Source organism: Allosphingosinicella vermicomposti, assembly GCF_003012815.1.
Lineage (GTDB): Bacteria > Pseudomonadota > Alphaproteobacteria > Sphingomonadales > Sphingomonadaceae > Allosphingosinicella > Allosphingosinicella vermicomposti.
Map to the genome: position 1 here is coordinate 184,134 of NZ_PXYJ01000001.1, position 15,939 is coordinate 200,072.

Genomic DNA, 15,939 nt, shown 5'->3' on the forward strand with positions numbered 1-15,939 from the left:
CGTCTCCCCTCCGTCACTCCAGCTCCCTCCGTCACTCCAGTGAAAGCTGGAGTCCATGCGCTCTGTCTCGAACATCGTCTGGATTCCAGCTTTCGCTGGAATGATGGCTTAGATCAACGCCCGCCCGACTTCTTTGCACCAGCAACCTTCTTCGGAGCATCGGCCTTCGCCTGCTGGAAGGAGCCGAGGCGCGAAATCGTATTCAGCGCATAGTGAAGCTGGAAATCCTTGATCCCCTTTTTCTCCAATTCCTCCGCCGTCGCGGTGAAGCGCGGATCGGGCTTGCCGTCGTCCTGGATCACGTCATCCTCGACCTTGGCTTCGTTGACGAGGTGGCGGCGCAGATCCGCCTCACGGATGCGCGGGCGATCCTTGTAATCGGGATCGGAAAGCTGCGGCACGGCGATGTCCGGCGCGATGCCGCCTTCCTGCACCGAACGGCCCTTCGGCAGATAATAGCGTGCAGTGGTGAGGCGCAGGCCCGTCGTGCGGGACAAAGGCAGCAAGGTCTGAACCGACCCCTTGCCGAAGCTGCGCTCGCCCATCACGATCGCGCGCTTGTAATCCTGCAGCGCGCCGGCAACGATTTCGGACGCCGAAGCGCTCCCCGAATCGATGAGCACGATCACCGGGCGGCCCTTGGCGAGATCGCCCGCTTTGGCATAATAACGTTCGACATCGCCCGCCCGGCGCCCGCGTGAGGACACGACTTCGCCGCCTTCCAGGAAGACGTCCGAAAGTCCGACCGCTTCGTCGACCAGCCCGCCCGGATTGGATCGCAGGTCGAGGATATAGCCCAAGGGCGGTCCGCCTGGCTGCTTTTCCATCTCGGCAATAGCCTGGGCGGCGAGCGGGGTCGTCGTGCGGTTGAAGGCGTTGACGTTGAGGATGCCGACGCCGTCCTTCACTTCCCACTTCACCGCCTTGATCTCGATCATCGCGCGCGTGATCTTCACATCGAACGGCTTGTCGCGGCCGGACCGGACGACGCGTACGGTGACGTCGGTGCCGGGAGCGCCGCGCATCTGATCGACCGCCTCATCGAGCGTGCCGCCATAGATGAGTTTGCCGTCGATATGGGTCAGATAGTCGCCAGCCTTGATCCCGGCCTTGTCCGCGGGCGTGTCTTCCGTTGCGGCGACGACGCGCACGGCACCATCTTCCATGCCAACGGTAAGGCCAAGGCCGCCATATTCCCCGTCGGTCGAGGTGATCAGGCGATCGAAGTCGCGCTCGTCGAGATAGCCAGAATGCGGATCGAGGCTCGCCAGCATCCCGTCGATCGCGCCGCGCACCAGCGTCTTGTCATCCACCTTTTCGACATATTCGGAGCGGACCTGGTTGAAGACGAGCATGAACTGCTCGAGCTCCTTATAGGTCGCGCTGTCGACGGCGGCGATCCCGGCCGTTGCGGCGGGAATGAGCGCGACGGCGCTGACAAGGCCGATCGATCGGATGAGGTTGCTGGCCATATCAATAGAGTCCTTCACGCATCTGGCGCGATGCTACAGTCTTTTTATCGCCGCGAAAAGAAATGGCGGATGAACGGGCGGATAATTGCGCCGCTTCACCGCTCGCCGTCCCTTTTCCCTCGCAATGACGACTACCGAAGCGCCACCAGAGGCGCGATCGGAAATGGCGCACCACCGCGCCGCAGTTCGACGATGACAGGCCGGTCCCCCGTGCGCCCGATCGGCTCCCCGACCCGCACGGCCTGTCCGCGCCGCACGCCGAGTGTTTGAAGGCCGGTGATCAGGCTCGTCCAGCCGCCGCCATGATCGACGATCACAATCTCGCCATAGGATCGGAACGCGCCCGCATAAGCGATCCGCCCGCCTGCCGGAGCGACCGCCTCGGCATCGGCGGGCACGGCAAGCGTAAGGCCACGGCTGTGAACGCCTGCGGCGGACAACTCGCCCATTCCGGTAACAACCCGGCCCGCGACGGGAAGGCGATAGGCCGGCTGGCCGGGGCGCGGGCGCTTCCCGGCAGGCTGCAATGCGGGTCCGGCAAGGCGGGCGAGGCTGGCGGAAGCCTGCTGCTCCCGGCGGGTCGTTTCGGCAGCTGAGAGAAGCCCGAAGGCCTGCTCATTCCGGGCCAAAGCGCGCGTCGTTTCGCGGAAGGCGGCCCCCGACAAAGCGGTGCCGCGGGCCTCTTCCTGCGCCTCAAGCGCGGCAAGCGACGTCAGCCGCGCCTGTAGATCCCTGCGCGCTTCCCTCCCGTCCGCGACGGCGCGCCCGGCAGCTTCGCTCAGCCACCTGCCTTCGGCGACATCGGCGCGCAGACTGGCGGTTTTGGCACGAACGGCGGGGAGCGCGGCATGCAGCGCGGCGCGGGCGCGGACCATGTCGCGGAGCGATCCCGGCGCGGCCAGAGCAAGGGCAGGCGGGCGGCGGGCGAGAGTGGCGAGCGCACCGGTCAGCCGTGCCGCCGGCCTCGATTCCCGGGCCAGACGTGCATGCAGCTGACCTTGCAGGGCGCGAACCTCCCGCGCGCGTTCCTCCGCCGCCGTGATCCGCGCCTCCGCCGCTTCGATACGGGCAAGAAGCGCCGCGCCTTCGGCCCGGCGGCGTACCGCCTGGTCGCGGGCCACGCGCGCTGCCCCCTCCAGCTTCGCCGCGCGGGCAGCGGCCTCTGCCGCCTCTCTCCGCGCCTCTTCAACGCCGGGCGCGGCAACAGCGACGCCGATCGGCAGTGCGAAGGCAATGGCGAAGGCGAGGCGGAGTGTCACGCCTTTACCCTTCGCGATGATAGGGGTGGTTCGCAAGAATGCTCGTCGCCCGCCACAATTGTTCGGCAAGCATGGCGCGGGCAAGGAGGTGGGGCCAGGTCGCCTTGCCAAAAGCGATAAGAAGGTCGGCGTGCGCGCGATCCTCATCGCCGAACCCGTCCGCGCCGCCGATCAGGAAGCGTGCTTCGCGGCGGCCATTGTCCCGCCATTTTTCGAGGTGCCGGGCAAAGGCCATGGAGCCCAGCTGCTCACCCTTCTCGTCGAGCAGGACGGTGACGCTGTTGTCGCCCGGTGGTGGAACCTTGCCGCCGCTTTCGGGAAGCTCTGAGATTTTCGTCGGCCACGACACCCGCTTCAGATAGCGCTCGACCAGCTCGCCCTCAGGACTGCGGGCAATGCGGCCACGGGCGATGATATGGAGGAGCATATCTTTTAAGCCCCTCCCCTCGATGGGGAGGGGTTGGGGAGGGGTGATGCTGGGGCTAGGCTCGGTGCGGGCGGAGAGATCACCCCCACCCGGCCTCCCCCATCAAGGGGGAGGGGTGTAGGGTAAGTCACGCCTCGGCGGGCACCGATGCCTGCGCACTCTCCTCGAACGCCCACATCCGCTCCAGATTGTAGAAGGTGCGCACTTCGGGGCGGAAGAGGTGGACGATCACGTCGTCGGCATCGATCAGCACCCAGTCTGCGATCGGAAGGCCCTCGATCCGCACGTTGCGGCCGAGTTCGCGCTTGATGCGCTCCTGCAGCTTCTGCGCCATGGACGCGACCTGGCGCGTCGAGCGGCCGCTCGCGACGACCATATAATCGGCGATGCTGGACTTGCCGGAGAGGGGGATGGAAACCACTTCGACGGCCTGATCGTCGTCGAGGGAGCTCAGCACGAGATCGTGCAGCTTTTCCACTTGGTCTTTGCCGCCGTCGGTTGACGGGGCGGGGGAAGGGTCGGGCAAATTGCCTCCTTATTTCAATTGCCTGCGCGTCACGCCGTCACGCAGGGCTTTGGTTTGGAACGTTCCGGGGAACTTTTGGTGCCAGCCGGGGCTCGCGGCGCGCAGGGCCGTTGCAGATGTCGGATCGAGCGGCAGATCAAGCAGCACGAGAGCCGGCAGTCTCCACTTCGTCCAGTGCCGAGCCTGGCCTGCGGGCCGGACGAAGCGCCGCATCCAGCCCATCGCGCGTGCCGCATGGGCATCCCCCTTATATCCGGGACGCGCGAGGACCGCAATCGGCACCGTTCTGGCGATTTCCCGCCAATCCTTCCACCGGTGAAATTGCGCGAGATTGTCCGCGCCCATCAGCCAGACGAACTGCCTTTCGGGAAAGCGGCGGCGAAGCGCCTTCAGCGTATCCACCGTATAGCGTGTGCCGAGCTGCCGCTCGATCGCAGTGACCCGGATGGGGAGTCCGCGCGCGGCGGCACGGGCGGACGCGAAGCGGGCAGGGAGCGGCGCCATGCCCTCATCCGGCTTTAACGGATTGCCGGGGGATACCAGCCACCAGATTTCGTCCAGCCCCAGAGCCTCAAGTGCCTGGCGGCTGATCTTGCGGTGCCCGCGATGGGCCGGATTGAAGGAGCCGCCGAGGAGGCCGGTGAGGGTCATGAGGCGGCGATAGCACGGCGTCGGCACGATGCGAACGGGCCTCGACGCTGCCTGGCCGCTGCGGCATGATGTGAGGAAACAAACGGGGTGAATATGGGCGGCGAAGGCATCGAAGCGATGGGGGATCTCGCGACCGGCGGCATGATCGCGCGGGCGGTGGAGCTGAAAGCGGGCGAGGCACCGCACGGCCATGGCGGGAATTGCCTTAATTGCGGAACGGCGCTGGTTGGCGATTATTGCCATGCCTGCGGTCAGTCGGGCCATGTACACCGCTCGCTCATGGCGTGGTGGCACGATCTCGCCCATGGCATTCTTCACCTTGACGGGAAGATATGGAGAACCCTTCCGCTGCTCGCCTGGCGGCCGGGTGAACTGACGCGGCGCTATGTCGAGGGCGAGCGGGCCAAATTCGTGTCGCCCATGGCGCTGTTCCTTTTCTCCGCTTTCCTGATGTTCATCACCTTCAGTACGATCGGCGGGCCGATCGCCACCGATTTCAATCGTCCCGATATGGCGCAGGTGGAGGCGGAGCGATCGCGGGCCGATGCGCAGGTCAAAACTTTGGAGGAGCAGCGCGCCGCAGCCGAAGCGCGGGGTGAAGATACGCGAGAGCTCCGGCAGGATATCGCCGACGCAAAGCGCGAAGCGGCAGCTCTCAAAATCGCAACCGGCGATCCCGAAACCCTCCAATTTCAGGGCGGCAGTTGGTTGCGGCACGCATTCGAAAAGGCGCGCGCCAATCCGGACCTCGTCCTCTACAAGCTTCAGAACAACGCCTATAAATTTTCCTGGGCGCTCATTCCGCTGTCGGTGCCCTTCGTCGCGCTCTTGTTTCTGTTCCGGGGGCGGCGGCACCGCATGTACGACCACACGGTCTTCGTCACCTATTCGATCGCCTTCATGACGCTTGGAACGGTCATCCTGTCGCTGCTGCGCGTCGCGGGTTTGGCAAGCGAATGGATCGGGGCGGCAATCGCCTTCGTCCCGCCCCTTCACATGTACCGGCAGTTGAAGGGAGCCTATGGCCTTTCCCGCTTCGGCGCCTCGTGGCGGACGGTAGCCCTTACCATCTTCGCCCTCCTCGTCTTTTCGGTGTTCTTCGCTTTGATCGGCGTGATGGGAGCGATGTAGGTCAGGCCTTTTCAACAGAGACATTGCGCCCCCGACGGCGATAAGAGCGGCGCCGGACAGCCGCTCGCGCCAGGCGGCGAGACGATCGGATGCCATGACCCTTCCGCCGCGGGCCGCGATGGCGGCGTAGATTGGCAGGACGATGATGTCGATCACGATGCCGGTGACTCCGACGCCATCAGCACCGCGCCGAGGCCCGCTGCGGACAGGATGAAATAAACGAGATTGCCTGCCTGCGTGCCGAGAATGACGCCGAAGCCTGCCCGGAACTCGTGCGCGATCGCCTGACCGCAGAACAGGAGCGGGGCCGGCCCGGGCGTCACCGCGACCAAGGCCGAGATGGGTCATCCCTAGTTCGAGCTTCATCGCCGCCCTCTCTCCCTCAGATCATCCAGCTTTCGCTGGAATGTGAAGGACAGGAAGGGCGAAGATTTCACTCGACAGCGGCGACTTCCTCCGGTGCGTGGAGGCGGAGGCGATTGACGCGGCGGGTATCGCTGTCTGTAATTTCCAGCTTCCACCCGCTAGGATGCTCCACGATCTCGCCCGCTTGGGGAACGTGTCCCGCGAGCACGAAAGCGAGGCCGCCGAGCGTATCCACATCCTCCTCGACGACGGCAAGGCGTGCATCGACAGTCTCGGCTATCTCTTCCAATTCGGTGCGCGCGTCGGCGTCCCAGATGCCGTCTTCGAGGGGCACGAGCATGCCTTCCGGAGTCTCGTCATGCTCGTCTTCGATCTCGCCGACGATTTCCTCCACGACATCCTCGATGGTGACGAGCCCTTCGGTGCCGCCAAATTCGTCGACGACAATGGCAAGGTGGACGCGCTCGCTCCGCATGCGGGCGAGCAGGTCGAGGACGCCCATGGATTCCGGCACGAAAAGAGGGGTGCGGATGAACGCCGCGATATCCTGTGGCGGCGTCGCGCCCTCGACCTTCAGCGCGAACACGTCCTTGATATGGACCATGCCGACAACATGATCGAGGCTGTCCTTGTATACGGGTAGGCGGCTGTGTCCCGCGTCCGCGAAGGCCGCGACGAGCTCGTCGAACGTCGCGGATGCTGGAACGGCAATGATGTCGCCGCGCGGCACCGCGATATCGGACACCGTGCTTTCGCCGAAATGCAGGAGGTTGAGGAGCATCTGCCGCTCCACCGGCGTCAGGTCGCCGACAGCCGGAACTTCACCCGCGTGGCTCTGGATCGCTTCTTCGATCTGGTCGCGAAGCGTTGATTCGCCGTCATCGCCGAACAGGAAGTGCCGGAGCCCCCCCCAGAATGTACGCCCGCCATCGCGGGCGGTGCTACTGGAATCTTCGTCCATCTCTTTTAAGATTGCACCTCTTCAACATGATAAGGGTCGGCGATGCCGATGGCGGAAAGGGCCGCGCGTTCGATCGCCTCCATCTCCTCCGCCGCGTCATCCTCCATATGATCGTAGCCGAGCAGATGGAGCGTGCCGTGGACGATAAGATGGGCGGCATGCGTCTCGACCGCAACGCCTTTCTCTTCCGCTTCGGCGACACAGACGCCATGCGCCAGCGCAACGTCGCCAAGAAGTATCTCGCCGCCATCCGCTTTCACCAGCGATTCGAGCAATTCGGCTTCGAACATCGGGAAGGAAAGGACGTTGGTCGGCTTGTCCTTGCCGCGATAGGCGGCGTTCAGCACCTGCACGTCGCGATCATGGGTGAACTTCACAGAGATTTCGACCGAGAGGGCGCTATCGATGAGGCAAGGCCAGGCGCTGTGCCGGATTGCGGCTTCCACCGCCCGGTCGGCAAGCGCGGACCAGTCGATGCGACTGTCCCAATCCTGACCCGTGTCGGATTCGACGACAATCATGCAGCCCACCTTGCCGTTCGCTTCGAGCGAAGTCCAGAAGCGCCCGCGCCAACGCTTCTCGACTTCGCTCGAAGCGAACGGGAGGGGCGGGGAGACTTCAAGCGATCGGCCCCTCATAAGCCTCGACGATCCGGCCGACGAGCGGATGCCGGACGACGTCGCCTGCGGTGAAGCGCACCGTGGCGATCTTCTCGACGCCCTCCAATTTCTCGACCGCGTCGGCGAGGCCGGACATTCCGGGATTGGGAAGATCGACCTGCAACGGATCGCCGCACACGACCATGCGGCTGCGCATGCCGAAGCGGGTCAGGAACATCTTCATCTGCTGCGGCGTGGTATTCTGCGCTTCGTCGAGGATGATGAAAGCATCGGAAAGCGTGCGGCCGCGCATGAAGGCGATGGGCGCGATTTCGATCTCGCCGGACGCAATGCGGCGCTCAACCTGCTCGGCGGGGAGCATGTCGTAAAGCGCGTCGTAAAGCGGGCGGAGATAGGGATCGACCTTCTCCTTCATGTCGCCGGGGAGGAAGCCCAGCCGCTCGCCCGCTTCCACTGCGGGGCGGGAGAGAATGAGGCGGTCGACCGATCCGCCGATCAATTGCTGCACCGCCTGCGCAACGGCGAGATAGGTCTTGCCGGTGCCCGCCGGGCCAAGAGCGAAGATGAGATCGTCGCGGCCCAAAGCCTCCATATAGAGGGCTTGCGTGTGGGAGCGGGGAACGATCGTCTTCTTCCGCGTCCGGATCATCACCTTGGGCGGTTCGGATACGTCGGAAACGATGCCTTCCAGCACGGGCTGGCCCGACATGGCGATGACGGCGCTCACCGCTTCGGCGTCGATATCCTGGCCATCATCAAGGCGGTTGTAGAGCCCCTGCAACACGTCGCGGGCGCGGGTGGCAGCTTCGGGTTCGCCCTCCACCTGCACCCGATTGCCGCGCGCGGCGATATAGACGCCCAATTTATCCTCGATCGCGACGAGATTGCGGTCGAACTCGCCGAACAGGGGGCCAAGCAGATGCGGCTCCGCAAACTCGATCTCAAGGCGCGCGCGGGGCGTTGCGGGATCGAGCTTCTTTTGCGGCATCAGGCGGCTTTCTCCATAAGTTCGGCGCCCGCGAGGCTGTTCGGCCCGGCGGACAGGATTTCCACATCCACGATTTCGCCGATTTTTGCGACAGTTTCGAGATGGATGGACTGAAGCCAGGGCGACTTGCCGATGAGCTGGCCGGGCTTCTTACCCTGCCGCTCGAGCAGCACCTGCGTGTGCTTGCCGACGGTCGCCTGGTTGAAGGCGAGCTGACCGACGTTGATCAGGGCTTGGAGGCGCTGCAACCGTTCGTCCATCACCTCTGCGGCCACCTGATTCTCCATATCCGCCGCCGGGGTTCCGGGGCGCGGGGAATATTTGAACGAGTAAGCCTGCGCATAGTTCACCGCCGAAACAAGCTTCAGCGTATCTTCAAACTCCGCTTCGGTCTCACCGGGGAAGCCGACGATGAAGTCACCCGATAGAGCGATGTCCGGCCGTACCGCGCGAACGCGGTCGAGAATCGCAAGATAGCTCCGCGTCGTGTGGCTGCGGTTCATGGCTTTGAGGATGCGGTCATTCCCAGACTGAACCGGGAGATGCAGATAAGGCATCAGCTTTTCGACATCGCCGTGGGCCTGGATCAGCCCCTCGGTCATGTCATTGGGATGACTGGTCGTGTAACGGATGCGAGCAAGACCGGGTAGCGCATCCAATGCGCGGATCAGGCCGTCAAAGCCTTGGTGGCGGCCCTTGTCATCTTCACCTTCCCAGGCATTCACATTTTGGCCGAGCAGGGTGATTTCGCGCGCGCCGCCGTCGATCAGCGCCTTGGCCTCATCGACAATCGCCGTCCAGTCCCGTGAAACTTCCGCGCCCCGGGTGTAGGGTACGACGCAATAAGTGCAGAATTTGTCGCAGCCTTCCTGAACGGTGAGAAACGCACTGGGTGCCTGCTTCCGACGGGCGGGAAGGGCACCGAACTTTGATTCGATCGGCATGTCCGTGTCGAGCGCGCGCTTGCCGGTTTTGGCTTCATTGAGGAGATCGGGCAGGCGGTGATAAGCTTGCGGGCCGACGACGATGTCGACGCTCGGCGCGCGGCGAGGGATTTCGGCGCCCTCAGCCTGGGCGACGCAGCCTGCCACTGCGATCATCGGGCGCGATCCGTCCTCGCGCTTCAGGCGACCGATGTCCGAATAGACCTTTTCCGCCGCCTTTTCGCGGATGTGGCATGTGTTTAGGACGACGAGATCCGCCTCGACGCCGTCCACTGCGGCGGTCATGCCCTGGGCTTCCAGCAACTCCGTCATACGGGCGCCGTCATACATATTCATCTGGCAGCCGAAGCTTTTGACGTGGAAGGTCTTTGGATCGCGGTTCATGAGCCAGCCTATAGGCGATCACGCGGCGCTTCGGAAGCATCGAGCGCCGCGACGATTTCCTCGCGCGCCTGGGTGGCGAGTGTCTTGCGGTCACCCGCTTCATGCGGATCGACGGGTTCGAGGAAGCGGACGATGACCGGCAGGCCGCCTTTGCGCGACAGCACGCGTTTCGCATTGGCGACCGCAGGCTCCTTGCCCACCCAGGCAATGTCATGTGCCGCCGCGCCATAATCGAGGGCGACCGGCTGAACGCGTAAGGCGGGCAGCGGCGGGAAAAGCGCGGAAAGCAGGCTGGCGCGAAAGGGCAATATCTCGTGGCCGCCCTCGGTCGTCCCCTCAGGAAAAAGCGCGACAGGCTGGCCGGTGGCGAGCGCGGCGCGAAGCTGGTCGGCCTGACCCTTCACGCCGTTCCGGTCGCTCCGCGCGACATAGATGGTATTGTGAAGGCTCGCCAGCCAGCCGATGACCGGCCATTTCCGAACCTCATCTTTGGACACAAAGGACGCGCCGCTCGCGCTCGCGACGACGAGTATATCGAGCCAGCTCAAATGATTGGCGAGGAAGAGGACGTCGCGGCATAGCGGCTGCCCTTCAACGATCACCCGCGCTCCGGCACAACGGGCCGTCCAGCCGAGAAACATGCGCGGCCAGGGCGAGAAGCGCCCGGTCAGCTTCCAGAGATAATGCAGCGGGAGGCAAGCCAGTAGGCCGATGACGATGGCCGCGATGCGAAAAGTCATGCGCATACGGAAATCCTCGTGTTCCTGCGAAAGCGGGAACCCAGCAGCTCCAAAGGTTTTAACTGGGCTCCTGCCTTCGCAGGAGCACAACAGACGGGCACGCTCCTCAGCCCTCGCGGCTTACCTTGACGCCGTAAAGCTCCATGCGGTGATCGACGAGGCGGAAGCCCAGTTTCTCCGCGATCTTGCGCTGGAGCGTTTCGAGTTCATCGTCGACGAATTCAATGACTTCGCCCGTCTCGACGTTGATGAGGTGATCGTGATGGGCTTCTGCAGCCGCTTCATAGCGGGCACGGCCGTCGCCGAAATCGTGGCGTTCCAGGATGCCCGCTTCTTCGAACAGGCGGACGGTGCGGTAGACTGTCGCGATGGAAATGCCGCTGTCGATGGCGGATGCGCGAGCGTGGAGCGCCTCCACATCCGGATGGTCTTCGGATTCCGAAAGAACGCGCGCGATGATCCGGCGCTGTTCGGTGATGCGAAGGCCCTTTTCGGCGCACAGCGCCTCGACGTCGATTCTACGGCTCATGGCGCCGATGTAGCGGAGTCTTCGCAGAGGTCAAAGCGGCCGGCCACGACAACCGGCCGCTCATTCCATTACTTCTTGGTCCGGCGCGAGGTGCCGAGGCCGATCTTCTTTGCGAGCGAGCGGCGTTGCTCGGCATAGTTCGGCGCAACCATCGGATAATCGGCCGGAAGGCCCCACTTCTGGCGATATTCGTCCGGAGTCATATTGTAATGCGTCATCAGGTGACGCTTCAGCATCTTCAGCTTCTTGCCGTCTTCCAGGCAGACGATGTAATCCGGCTTCACCGAAGCGCGGACCGACACGGCCGGGGCCTGCTTGACCTCAGGTTCGGCAGCAGCGTTGCCAAGACCCGCCAGCGCGGAATGAACATTCTGGATAAGCTGCGGAAGATCGCTGACCGAAACACTATTGTTGCTCACATGTGCCGAGACGATGTCCGCGGTCAATGTGATCAGCGTTTCTTGAGCATTGTCGACTTCATTCATTTTACTTTGCCCCTGTTGCTAATCGGGGGGCGGGTGGGGGCCGCCCGCGTCCCACTTGGTCCCCCAGGCAGCGGTTGGCAAGTCAAGATTCGCAAATGTTAGTATGATTGTTCAGTTCTTGAGCACTTTTGATAAAGTGAGTGCATGAAATAAGGCGCCATCCGATCCGCAATAATAGTTTTTGCGGGTGCCGACATGTTTAAACCCGGCGGCGGAATAGAGTTTGAGCGCGTGGTTGCCGTCGCGAACCTCCAGGTGAAGATGGTGGGCACCGCGCGACGATGCATCTCCGATAAACTGATCAAGCAATGACTTTCCAATGCCACGCCCCTGAAAATCGCGGCGCACGGCGAGCAACAGCAATTCCGCTTCGGCAAGCACGATCCGGCCAAGCGCGAAGCCGGCAAGCCGATCGCCGGCCTGCGCCAGGATCAACCATACGCCGGACATGGGCAGGATTCCGGCACATTGCGCGCGTGTCCATGCTTCGCCAAACCCCGGGTCGAAACTGTCCGTCATCACCGTCATGACGGCATTCAGATCGGCCGGACTGCCCGACATAAGGCGGACGGGATCGGAGCCGCTCACATCTTGGGCTTTGCATCGGGCGCACGGCCGTAGAGCGGACGTGGCGGCAGCACGCGCAGGGCCGTGGGCAGGAGCCGGGCATCGGCGGCACGGGGATAGGCTGTCACCGCCTCGCCATGGCCGCGTGCGGCGACGAGGGTTTCAGCACCGCTTCCGGCGACAAGGTGCGCAGGGGCGGCCGCTGCTTCGGCGGGAAACAGGGACTGGAGCGGCTCCAGCACTCTGAATGGTTCGCGCGCATAAGTTTCAACGAAAAGTTGCCCATGTCCGCCGTGAAGCGCAACCGTCAATTGATCGGCTTCGCCTTGCGCGAAGTTTCCAGCGGCGATCAGGGCGAGGGAAGAATAGCCATGCACCGGCACGCTCCAGCCGATCGCCAGCCCCTGCGCGGCTGCAAGGCCGACGCGGATACCGGTGAAACTGCCTGGGCCGCAATCGACGAAGATCGCATCGGGCTTCATGCCGCCGGTCAATTCGGCGATCATCGGGATCAGACGTTCGGCATGACCCCGGCCCACAATTTCATGCCGTTCCGCAACGATCCGGTCTTCATCAAGAAGGGCGACCGAACAGGCTTCGGTGGCACTGTCGATCACCAGCAGCATCAGACGGCTTCGACCGTCTCGACTTCAGGGACATAATGTTTAAGCAAGCTTTCGATGCCCTGCTTCAAGGTCATGGTTGAGGACGGGCAGCCGGCGCAGGCGCCTTGCATGGCGAGATAGACGGTGCCTTTGTCATAGCCGCGATAGACGATGTCGCCGCCGTCTCGCGCCACGGCGGGGCGGATGCGCTTATCAATGAGGTCGCGGATCTGGGCAATGATATCGGCATCTTCCGGATTGTCCGGAATGTCCGCATCGGGGATCGAGATCTCCGCCGCACTCCCTGCGTTGAACAGCGGAGCGCCGCTCGAAAAATGATCGAGGAGGATATTGAGGATTTCAGGCTTCAATTGCGGCCATTCGACGCCCGGCGCCGCGGTGACCGAGATGAAGTCCTTGCCGAAGAACACGCCCTCGACCTCGCCCGTCGAATAGATTGCGGAGGCAAGCGGCGAAACCTCCGCTTCCTCCGGCGTCGCAAAGTCGCGCGTACCTGCCGTCATCACTGCGCGGCCGGGGAGGAACATCAGGGTCGCCGGATTGGGCGTGATTTCGGTCTGGATCAGCATGGCTTCCATTTGGGCGCGCGGCGCGGGGGGATCAAGCGGGAGATGTAAAAAGCCCCGACCGCAGCGCGATCGGGGCTTATTGAACACACGTTATTCTCTTAGCCCTAGCGGAGTTCAGGGCTAGGCGAGCAGATTAATTGCCGCCAGCGCTAGCCGCTGCAGCCGCCTGGGCGTCGAGCTCGGCTTGGCTCAGCGAAATGACGAGACCGGCATCGCTCTTGGCAAAGCTGGCCAGCGGAAGCTGGACGCGGCTCTTGCCGGTGGCGACGATCGCGCCTTGCGCATTCACGGCTTCGACCGTGCCGACCTTGCCACCCTGCGGATCAACGACTGCCTTGCCAGCCGTGATGTCCGCGGCCGTGGCTGCGACAACCGGGCCTGCCTGCGCGGTCGCATTGGCTTCGACTTTGGGCATGACTTTATCCGCGGTCTGCTGAACCGTGCCGGCCGCACTGTTCACCGTGTTCGACACGGCATCGCCGACGCCCTGCGTATTGACCTGCACATTCGCGTCGACGCCCACTTGAGCGCTTGCAGCAGCGGGGAGGGCGAAAACGGAAGCGGCCAACAGAAACTTCTTATCAAACATCAAACAATCTCCTTGCGAGAGCTTGAAGATAAACATGGCGGAAACGATTCTGGATGCACGTTATCGACGAGTCGTGCCCGACAAGGGATAGAAGCCAGATTGACCCTTCGCCGGTGCAGCGAGATTAAAGCACATATTTGCTGAGATCGGTGTTCCGGGCGATGGCCGACAACTGGCTTTCGACATAGGTCGCGTCGATGGTAACTGTTTCCCCGGCACGATCTTCGGCATGGAAACTGATGTCCTCCAACAGTTTTTCCATGACAGTCTGCAAACGCCGCGCGCCGATATTTTCGACCTGTCCGTTTACCTCCGCCGCAATTCGCGCCAGCGCGCGGATGCCGTCATCGGTAAAGCTGATTCCCACACCCTCCGTTGCGATGAGCGCGCGATATTGTTCGGCAAGGCTGGCGCGCGTGTCCTGCAAGATTGCGACGAAATCCTCCTCGGTCAGAGCCTTCAATTCGACGCGGATGGGAAGGCGGCCCTGAAGCTCGGGCAGCAGGTCCGATGGTTTGGCGACATGAAAGGCGCCGGATGCGATGAAGAGGATGTGGTCAGTCTTCATCGGACCATATTTGGTCGACACCGTCGTGCCTTCGATCAGCGGCAGCAGGTCGCGCTGCACGCCTTCGCGGCTTACCGAGCCGCCGCGCACGTCCGACACCGCGATCTTGTCGATTTCGTCGAGGAAGACGATGCCATTCGCCTCCGCATCGGCCAGTGCTACGCGGTTCACATCGTCCGTATCGAGGCGCTTGTCGGCCTCCTCCTCGATCAGCTTCGCCCAGGCGTCCGGCACCTTCAGGCGGCGGCGCTTCTTGGGCTGCTGGCCAAACGCCTTGCCCATCATATCGCTCAGGTTGATCATGCCGACCTGGCCGCCCATACCCGGAAGTTCAAAGGGCGTGCTCGGCGCTTCCGACACATCGATTTCGACCTCGCTCGATGCAAGATGACCCTCATCGAAGCGACGGCGGAAGCTTTCGCGGGTCGCCTCACTCGCGCCCTTACCGGTGAGGGCATCGAGCAGCCGCTCCATGGCCGCAGCCTCGGCGGCGTCTTTCACCGCGCTGCGGCGACGGTCGCGCTCGAGGCGCACGGCTTCCTCCACAAGGTCGCGGGCGATCTGTTCGACGTCGCGGCCGACATAGCCGACTTCGGTGAATTTGGTCGCTTCGACCTTCACGAACGGTGCGTCGGCAAGCTTGGCCAGGCGGCGGCTGATCTCGGTCTTGCCGCAGCCGGTCGGGCCGATCATCAAAATATTCTTCGGCGTCACCTCATTGCGAAGCTCGTCCGAGAGGCGCTGGCGCCGCCAGCGGTTGCGAAGCGCCACCGCGACGGCGCGTTTCGCCTCGGTTTGGCCGATAATATGTTCGTCGAGGGCGGCAACCACCGCCTTGGGAGTGAGATTATCGTTCATTCTTATTTCCAGCGTCATCCCGGCAAAAGCTGGGATCTCTTTTTCTTTGAAAGGAAGGGGAAGGGAGATTCCAGCTTTCGCTGGAATGACGTTAAAGCGTTTCGATCGTCTCCACCGTCAGGTTTTCGTTGGTGTAGACGCACACATCGGCGGCGATCTTCATCGCCTTGCGCGCAATCGTCTCGGAATCCTCTTCATATTCGAAGATCGCGGTCGCGGCGGACAAGGCGAAATTGCCCCCCGACCCGATCGCCGCGACGCCGCTTGCGGGCTCGAGCACGTCGCCATTGCCGGTGAGTATCAAAGTCACGTCCCTGTCCGCGACGATCATCATCGCTTCAAGGTTGCGCAGAAACTTGTCGGTCCGCCAGTCCTTGGCGAGCTCGACAGCGGCGCGCATCAAGGCGCCATTATGCTGCTCCAGCTTCCGCTCCAGCCGCTCGAAAAGCGTGAAAGCGTCGGCCGTCGCGCCCGCAAAGCCACCGATGACCGAACCGTCGCCCAGCCGCCGGACCTTGCGCGCATTGGGCTTGATCACCGTCTGGCCGAGCGAAACTTGCCCGTCGCCCGCAACCACCACCCGGCCGTTCTTGCGCACGCCCAAAATGGTCGTGCCGTGCCAGCCGATCTTGTCTTCGCTCATGCCTGTCCCCGCGTCGATGAAGCCGCGATATGGGAG

The 15,939-nt window shown here is 63.3% G+C and carries 20 protein-coding genes; 1 reads left to right on the plus strand and 19 read right to left on the minus strand.

Features of this window, described 5'->3' with window-relative positions; all coding sequences use genetic code 11:
- Positions 1 to 113: 113 nt before the first annotated feature.
- The 5 genes from C7I56_RS00900 to C7I56_RS00920 all read right to left on the minus strand — a co-directional run bounded on the left by C7I56_RS00900 (position 114) and on the right by C7I56_RS00920 (position 4,335).
- Entirely contained in the window at positions 114 to 1,472 is a 1,359-nt protein-coding gene (locus tag C7I56_RS00900; RefSeq protein ID WP_106638678.1) for a S41 family peptidase, read from the minus strand.
- Between the two features lie 131 nt (positions 1,473 to 1,603).
- Positions 1,604 to 2,731: a murein hydrolase activator EnvC family protein gene (locus C7I56_RS00905; protein WP_106638679.1), complete on the minus strand. Its 1,128-nt coding sequence runs from the start codon at positions 2,729 to 2,731 to the stop codon at positions 1,604 to 1,606.
- Positions 2,732 to 2,735: 4 nt separating this feature from the next.
- Entirely contained in the window at positions 2,736 to 3,158 is a 423-nt protein-coding gene (locus C7I56_RS00910; RefSeq protein WP_106638680.1) for a 23S rRNA (pseudouridine(1915)-N(3))-methyltransferase RlmH, read from the minus strand.
- 127 nt (positions 3,159 to 3,285) lie between these two features.
- Positions 3,286 to 3,684 carry a ribosome silencing factor gene (gene rsfS / locus C7I56_RS00915; RefSeq protein ID WP_106638681.1) on the minus strand — a complete coding sequence of 133 codons (399 nt, stop codon included), beginning with the start codon at positions 3,682 to 3,684 and terminating at the stop codon, positions 3,286 to 3,288.
- A gap of 9 nt (positions 3,685 to 3,693) precedes the next feature.
- On the minus strand, positions 3,694 to 4,335 hold the full coding sequence (locus tag C7I56_RS00920; protein ID WP_106638682.1) for a nicotinate-nucleotide adenylyltransferase: 642 nt from the start codon (positions 4,333 to 4,335) through the stop codon (positions 3,694 to 3,696).
- Between the two features lie 93 nt (positions 4,336 to 4,428).
- On the opposite strand from C7I56_RS00920, the gene C7I56_RS00925 reads away from it, so the two are divergent.
- Complete coding sequence (locus C7I56_RS00925; RefSeq protein ID WP_106638683.1) at positions 4,429 to 5,466, plus strand: DUF3667 domain-containing protein; 1,038 nt, start codon at positions 4,429 to 4,431, stop codon at positions 5,464 to 5,466.
- 152 nt (positions 5,467 to 5,618) lie between these two features.
- Here C7I56_RS00925 and C7I56_RS00930 read toward each other — a convergent pair whose 3' ends face one another.
- The 14 genes from C7I56_RS00930 to hslV form a co-directional block, all read right to left on the minus strand.
- On the minus strand, positions 5,619 to 5,789 hold the full coding sequence (locus C7I56_RS00930) for a LysE family transporter (RefSeq protein WP_158702944.1): 171 nt from the start codon (positions 5,787 to 5,789) through the stop codon (positions 5,619 to 5,621).
- A 110-nt stretch (positions 5,790 to 5,899) separates the two neighbouring features.
- On the minus strand, positions 5,900 to 6,793 hold the full coding sequence (locus tag C7I56_RS00935) for a hemolysin family protein (protein ID WP_106638685.1): 894 nt from the start codon (positions 6,791 to 6,793) through the stop codon (positions 5,900 to 5,902).
- A 5-nt stretch (positions 6,794 to 6,798) separates the two neighbouring features.
- A complete protein-coding gene (gene ybeY, locus C7I56_RS00940; RefSeq protein WP_106639559.1) occupies positions 6,799 to 7,314 on the minus strand; it encodes an rRNA maturation RNase YbeY in 516 nt (171 codons plus the stop codon).
- A 97-nt stretch (positions 7,315 to 7,411) separates the two neighbouring features.
- Positions 7,412 to 8,401 carry a PhoH family protein gene (locus C7I56_RS00945; protein WP_106638686.1) on the minus strand — a complete coding sequence of 330 codons (990 nt, stop codon included), beginning with the start codon at positions 8,399 to 8,401 and terminating at the stop codon, positions 7,412 to 7,414.
- Entirely contained in the window at positions 8,401 to 9,741 is a 1,341-nt protein-coding gene (miaB, locus tag C7I56_RS00950) for a tRNA (N6-isopentenyl adenosine(37)-C2)-methylthiotransferase MiaB (protein ID WP_199792329.1), read from the minus strand. Before miaB ends, C7I56_RS00945 begins: the two co-directional genes overlap by 1 nt.
- Positions 9,738 to 10,475, minus strand: coding sequence for a lysophospholipid acyltransferase family protein (locus C7I56_RS00955; protein WP_106638688.1), 738 nt, complete (start codon positions 10,473 to 10,475; stop codon positions 9,738 to 9,740). Before C7I56_RS00955 ends, miaB begins: the two co-directional genes overlap by 4 nt.
- Positions 10,476 to 10,575: 100 nt before the next feature.
- Positions 10,576 to 10,998 (minus strand): Fur family transcriptional regulator, encoded by a 423-nt coding sequence (locus tag C7I56_RS00960; RefSeq protein ID WP_106638689.1) that lies wholly within the window; start codon positions 10,996 to 10,998, stop codon positions 10,576 to 10,578.
- A 68-nt stretch (positions 10,999 to 11,066) separates the two neighbouring features.
- Positions 11,067 to 11,483, minus strand: a complete 417-nt coding sequence (locus C7I56_RS00965) for a Ros/MucR family transcriptional regulator (protein ID WP_106638690.1) — start codon at positions 11,481 to 11,483, stop codon at positions 11,067 to 11,069.
- A 111-nt stretch (positions 11,484 to 11,594) separates the two neighbouring features.
- Positions 11,595 to 12,071 (minus strand): ribosomal protein S18-alanine N-acetyltransferase, encoded by a 477-nt coding sequence (gene rimI / locus C7I56_RS00970; RefSeq protein WP_245409548.1) that lies wholly within the window; start codon positions 12,069 to 12,071, stop codon positions 11,595 to 11,597.
- Positions 12,068 to 12,676 carry a tRNA (adenosine(37)-N6)-threonylcarbamoyltransferase complex dimerization subunit type 1 TsaB gene (tsaB, locus tag C7I56_RS00975; RefSeq protein WP_199792301.1) on the minus strand — a complete coding sequence of 203 codons (609 nt, stop codon included), beginning with the start codon at positions 12,674 to 12,676 and terminating at the stop codon, positions 12,068 to 12,070. The genes rimI and tsaB overlap by 4 nt, the downstream gene beginning before the upstream one ends.
- Positions 12,676 to 13,245 carry a NifU family protein gene (locus C7I56_RS00980; RefSeq protein WP_106639561.1) on the minus strand — a complete coding sequence of 190 codons (570 nt, stop codon included), beginning with the start codon at positions 13,243 to 13,245 and terminating at the stop codon, positions 12,676 to 12,678. Before C7I56_RS00980 ends, tsaB begins: the two co-directional genes overlap by 1 nt.
- A 133-nt stretch (positions 13,246 to 13,378) precedes the next feature.
- Positions 13,379 to 13,834: a hypothetical protein gene (locus C7I56_RS00985; protein WP_158702945.1), complete on the minus strand. Its 456-nt coding sequence runs from the start codon at positions 13,832 to 13,834 to the stop codon at positions 13,379 to 13,381.
- Between the two features lie 124 nt (positions 13,835 to 13,958).
- Entirely contained in the window at positions 13,959 to 15,260 is a 1,302-nt protein-coding gene (hslU, locus tag C7I56_RS00990; protein ID WP_106638693.1) for an ATP-dependent protease ATPase subunit HslU, read from the minus strand.
- A 91-nt stretch (positions 15,261 to 15,351) separates the two neighbouring features.
- Positions 15,352 to 15,903, minus strand: coding sequence for an ATP-dependent protease subunit HslV (gene hslV, locus C7I56_RS00995; protein ID WP_106638694.1), 552 nt, complete (start codon positions 15,901 to 15,903; stop codon positions 15,352 to 15,354).
- Positions 15,904 to 15,939: the final 36 nt, after the last annotated feature.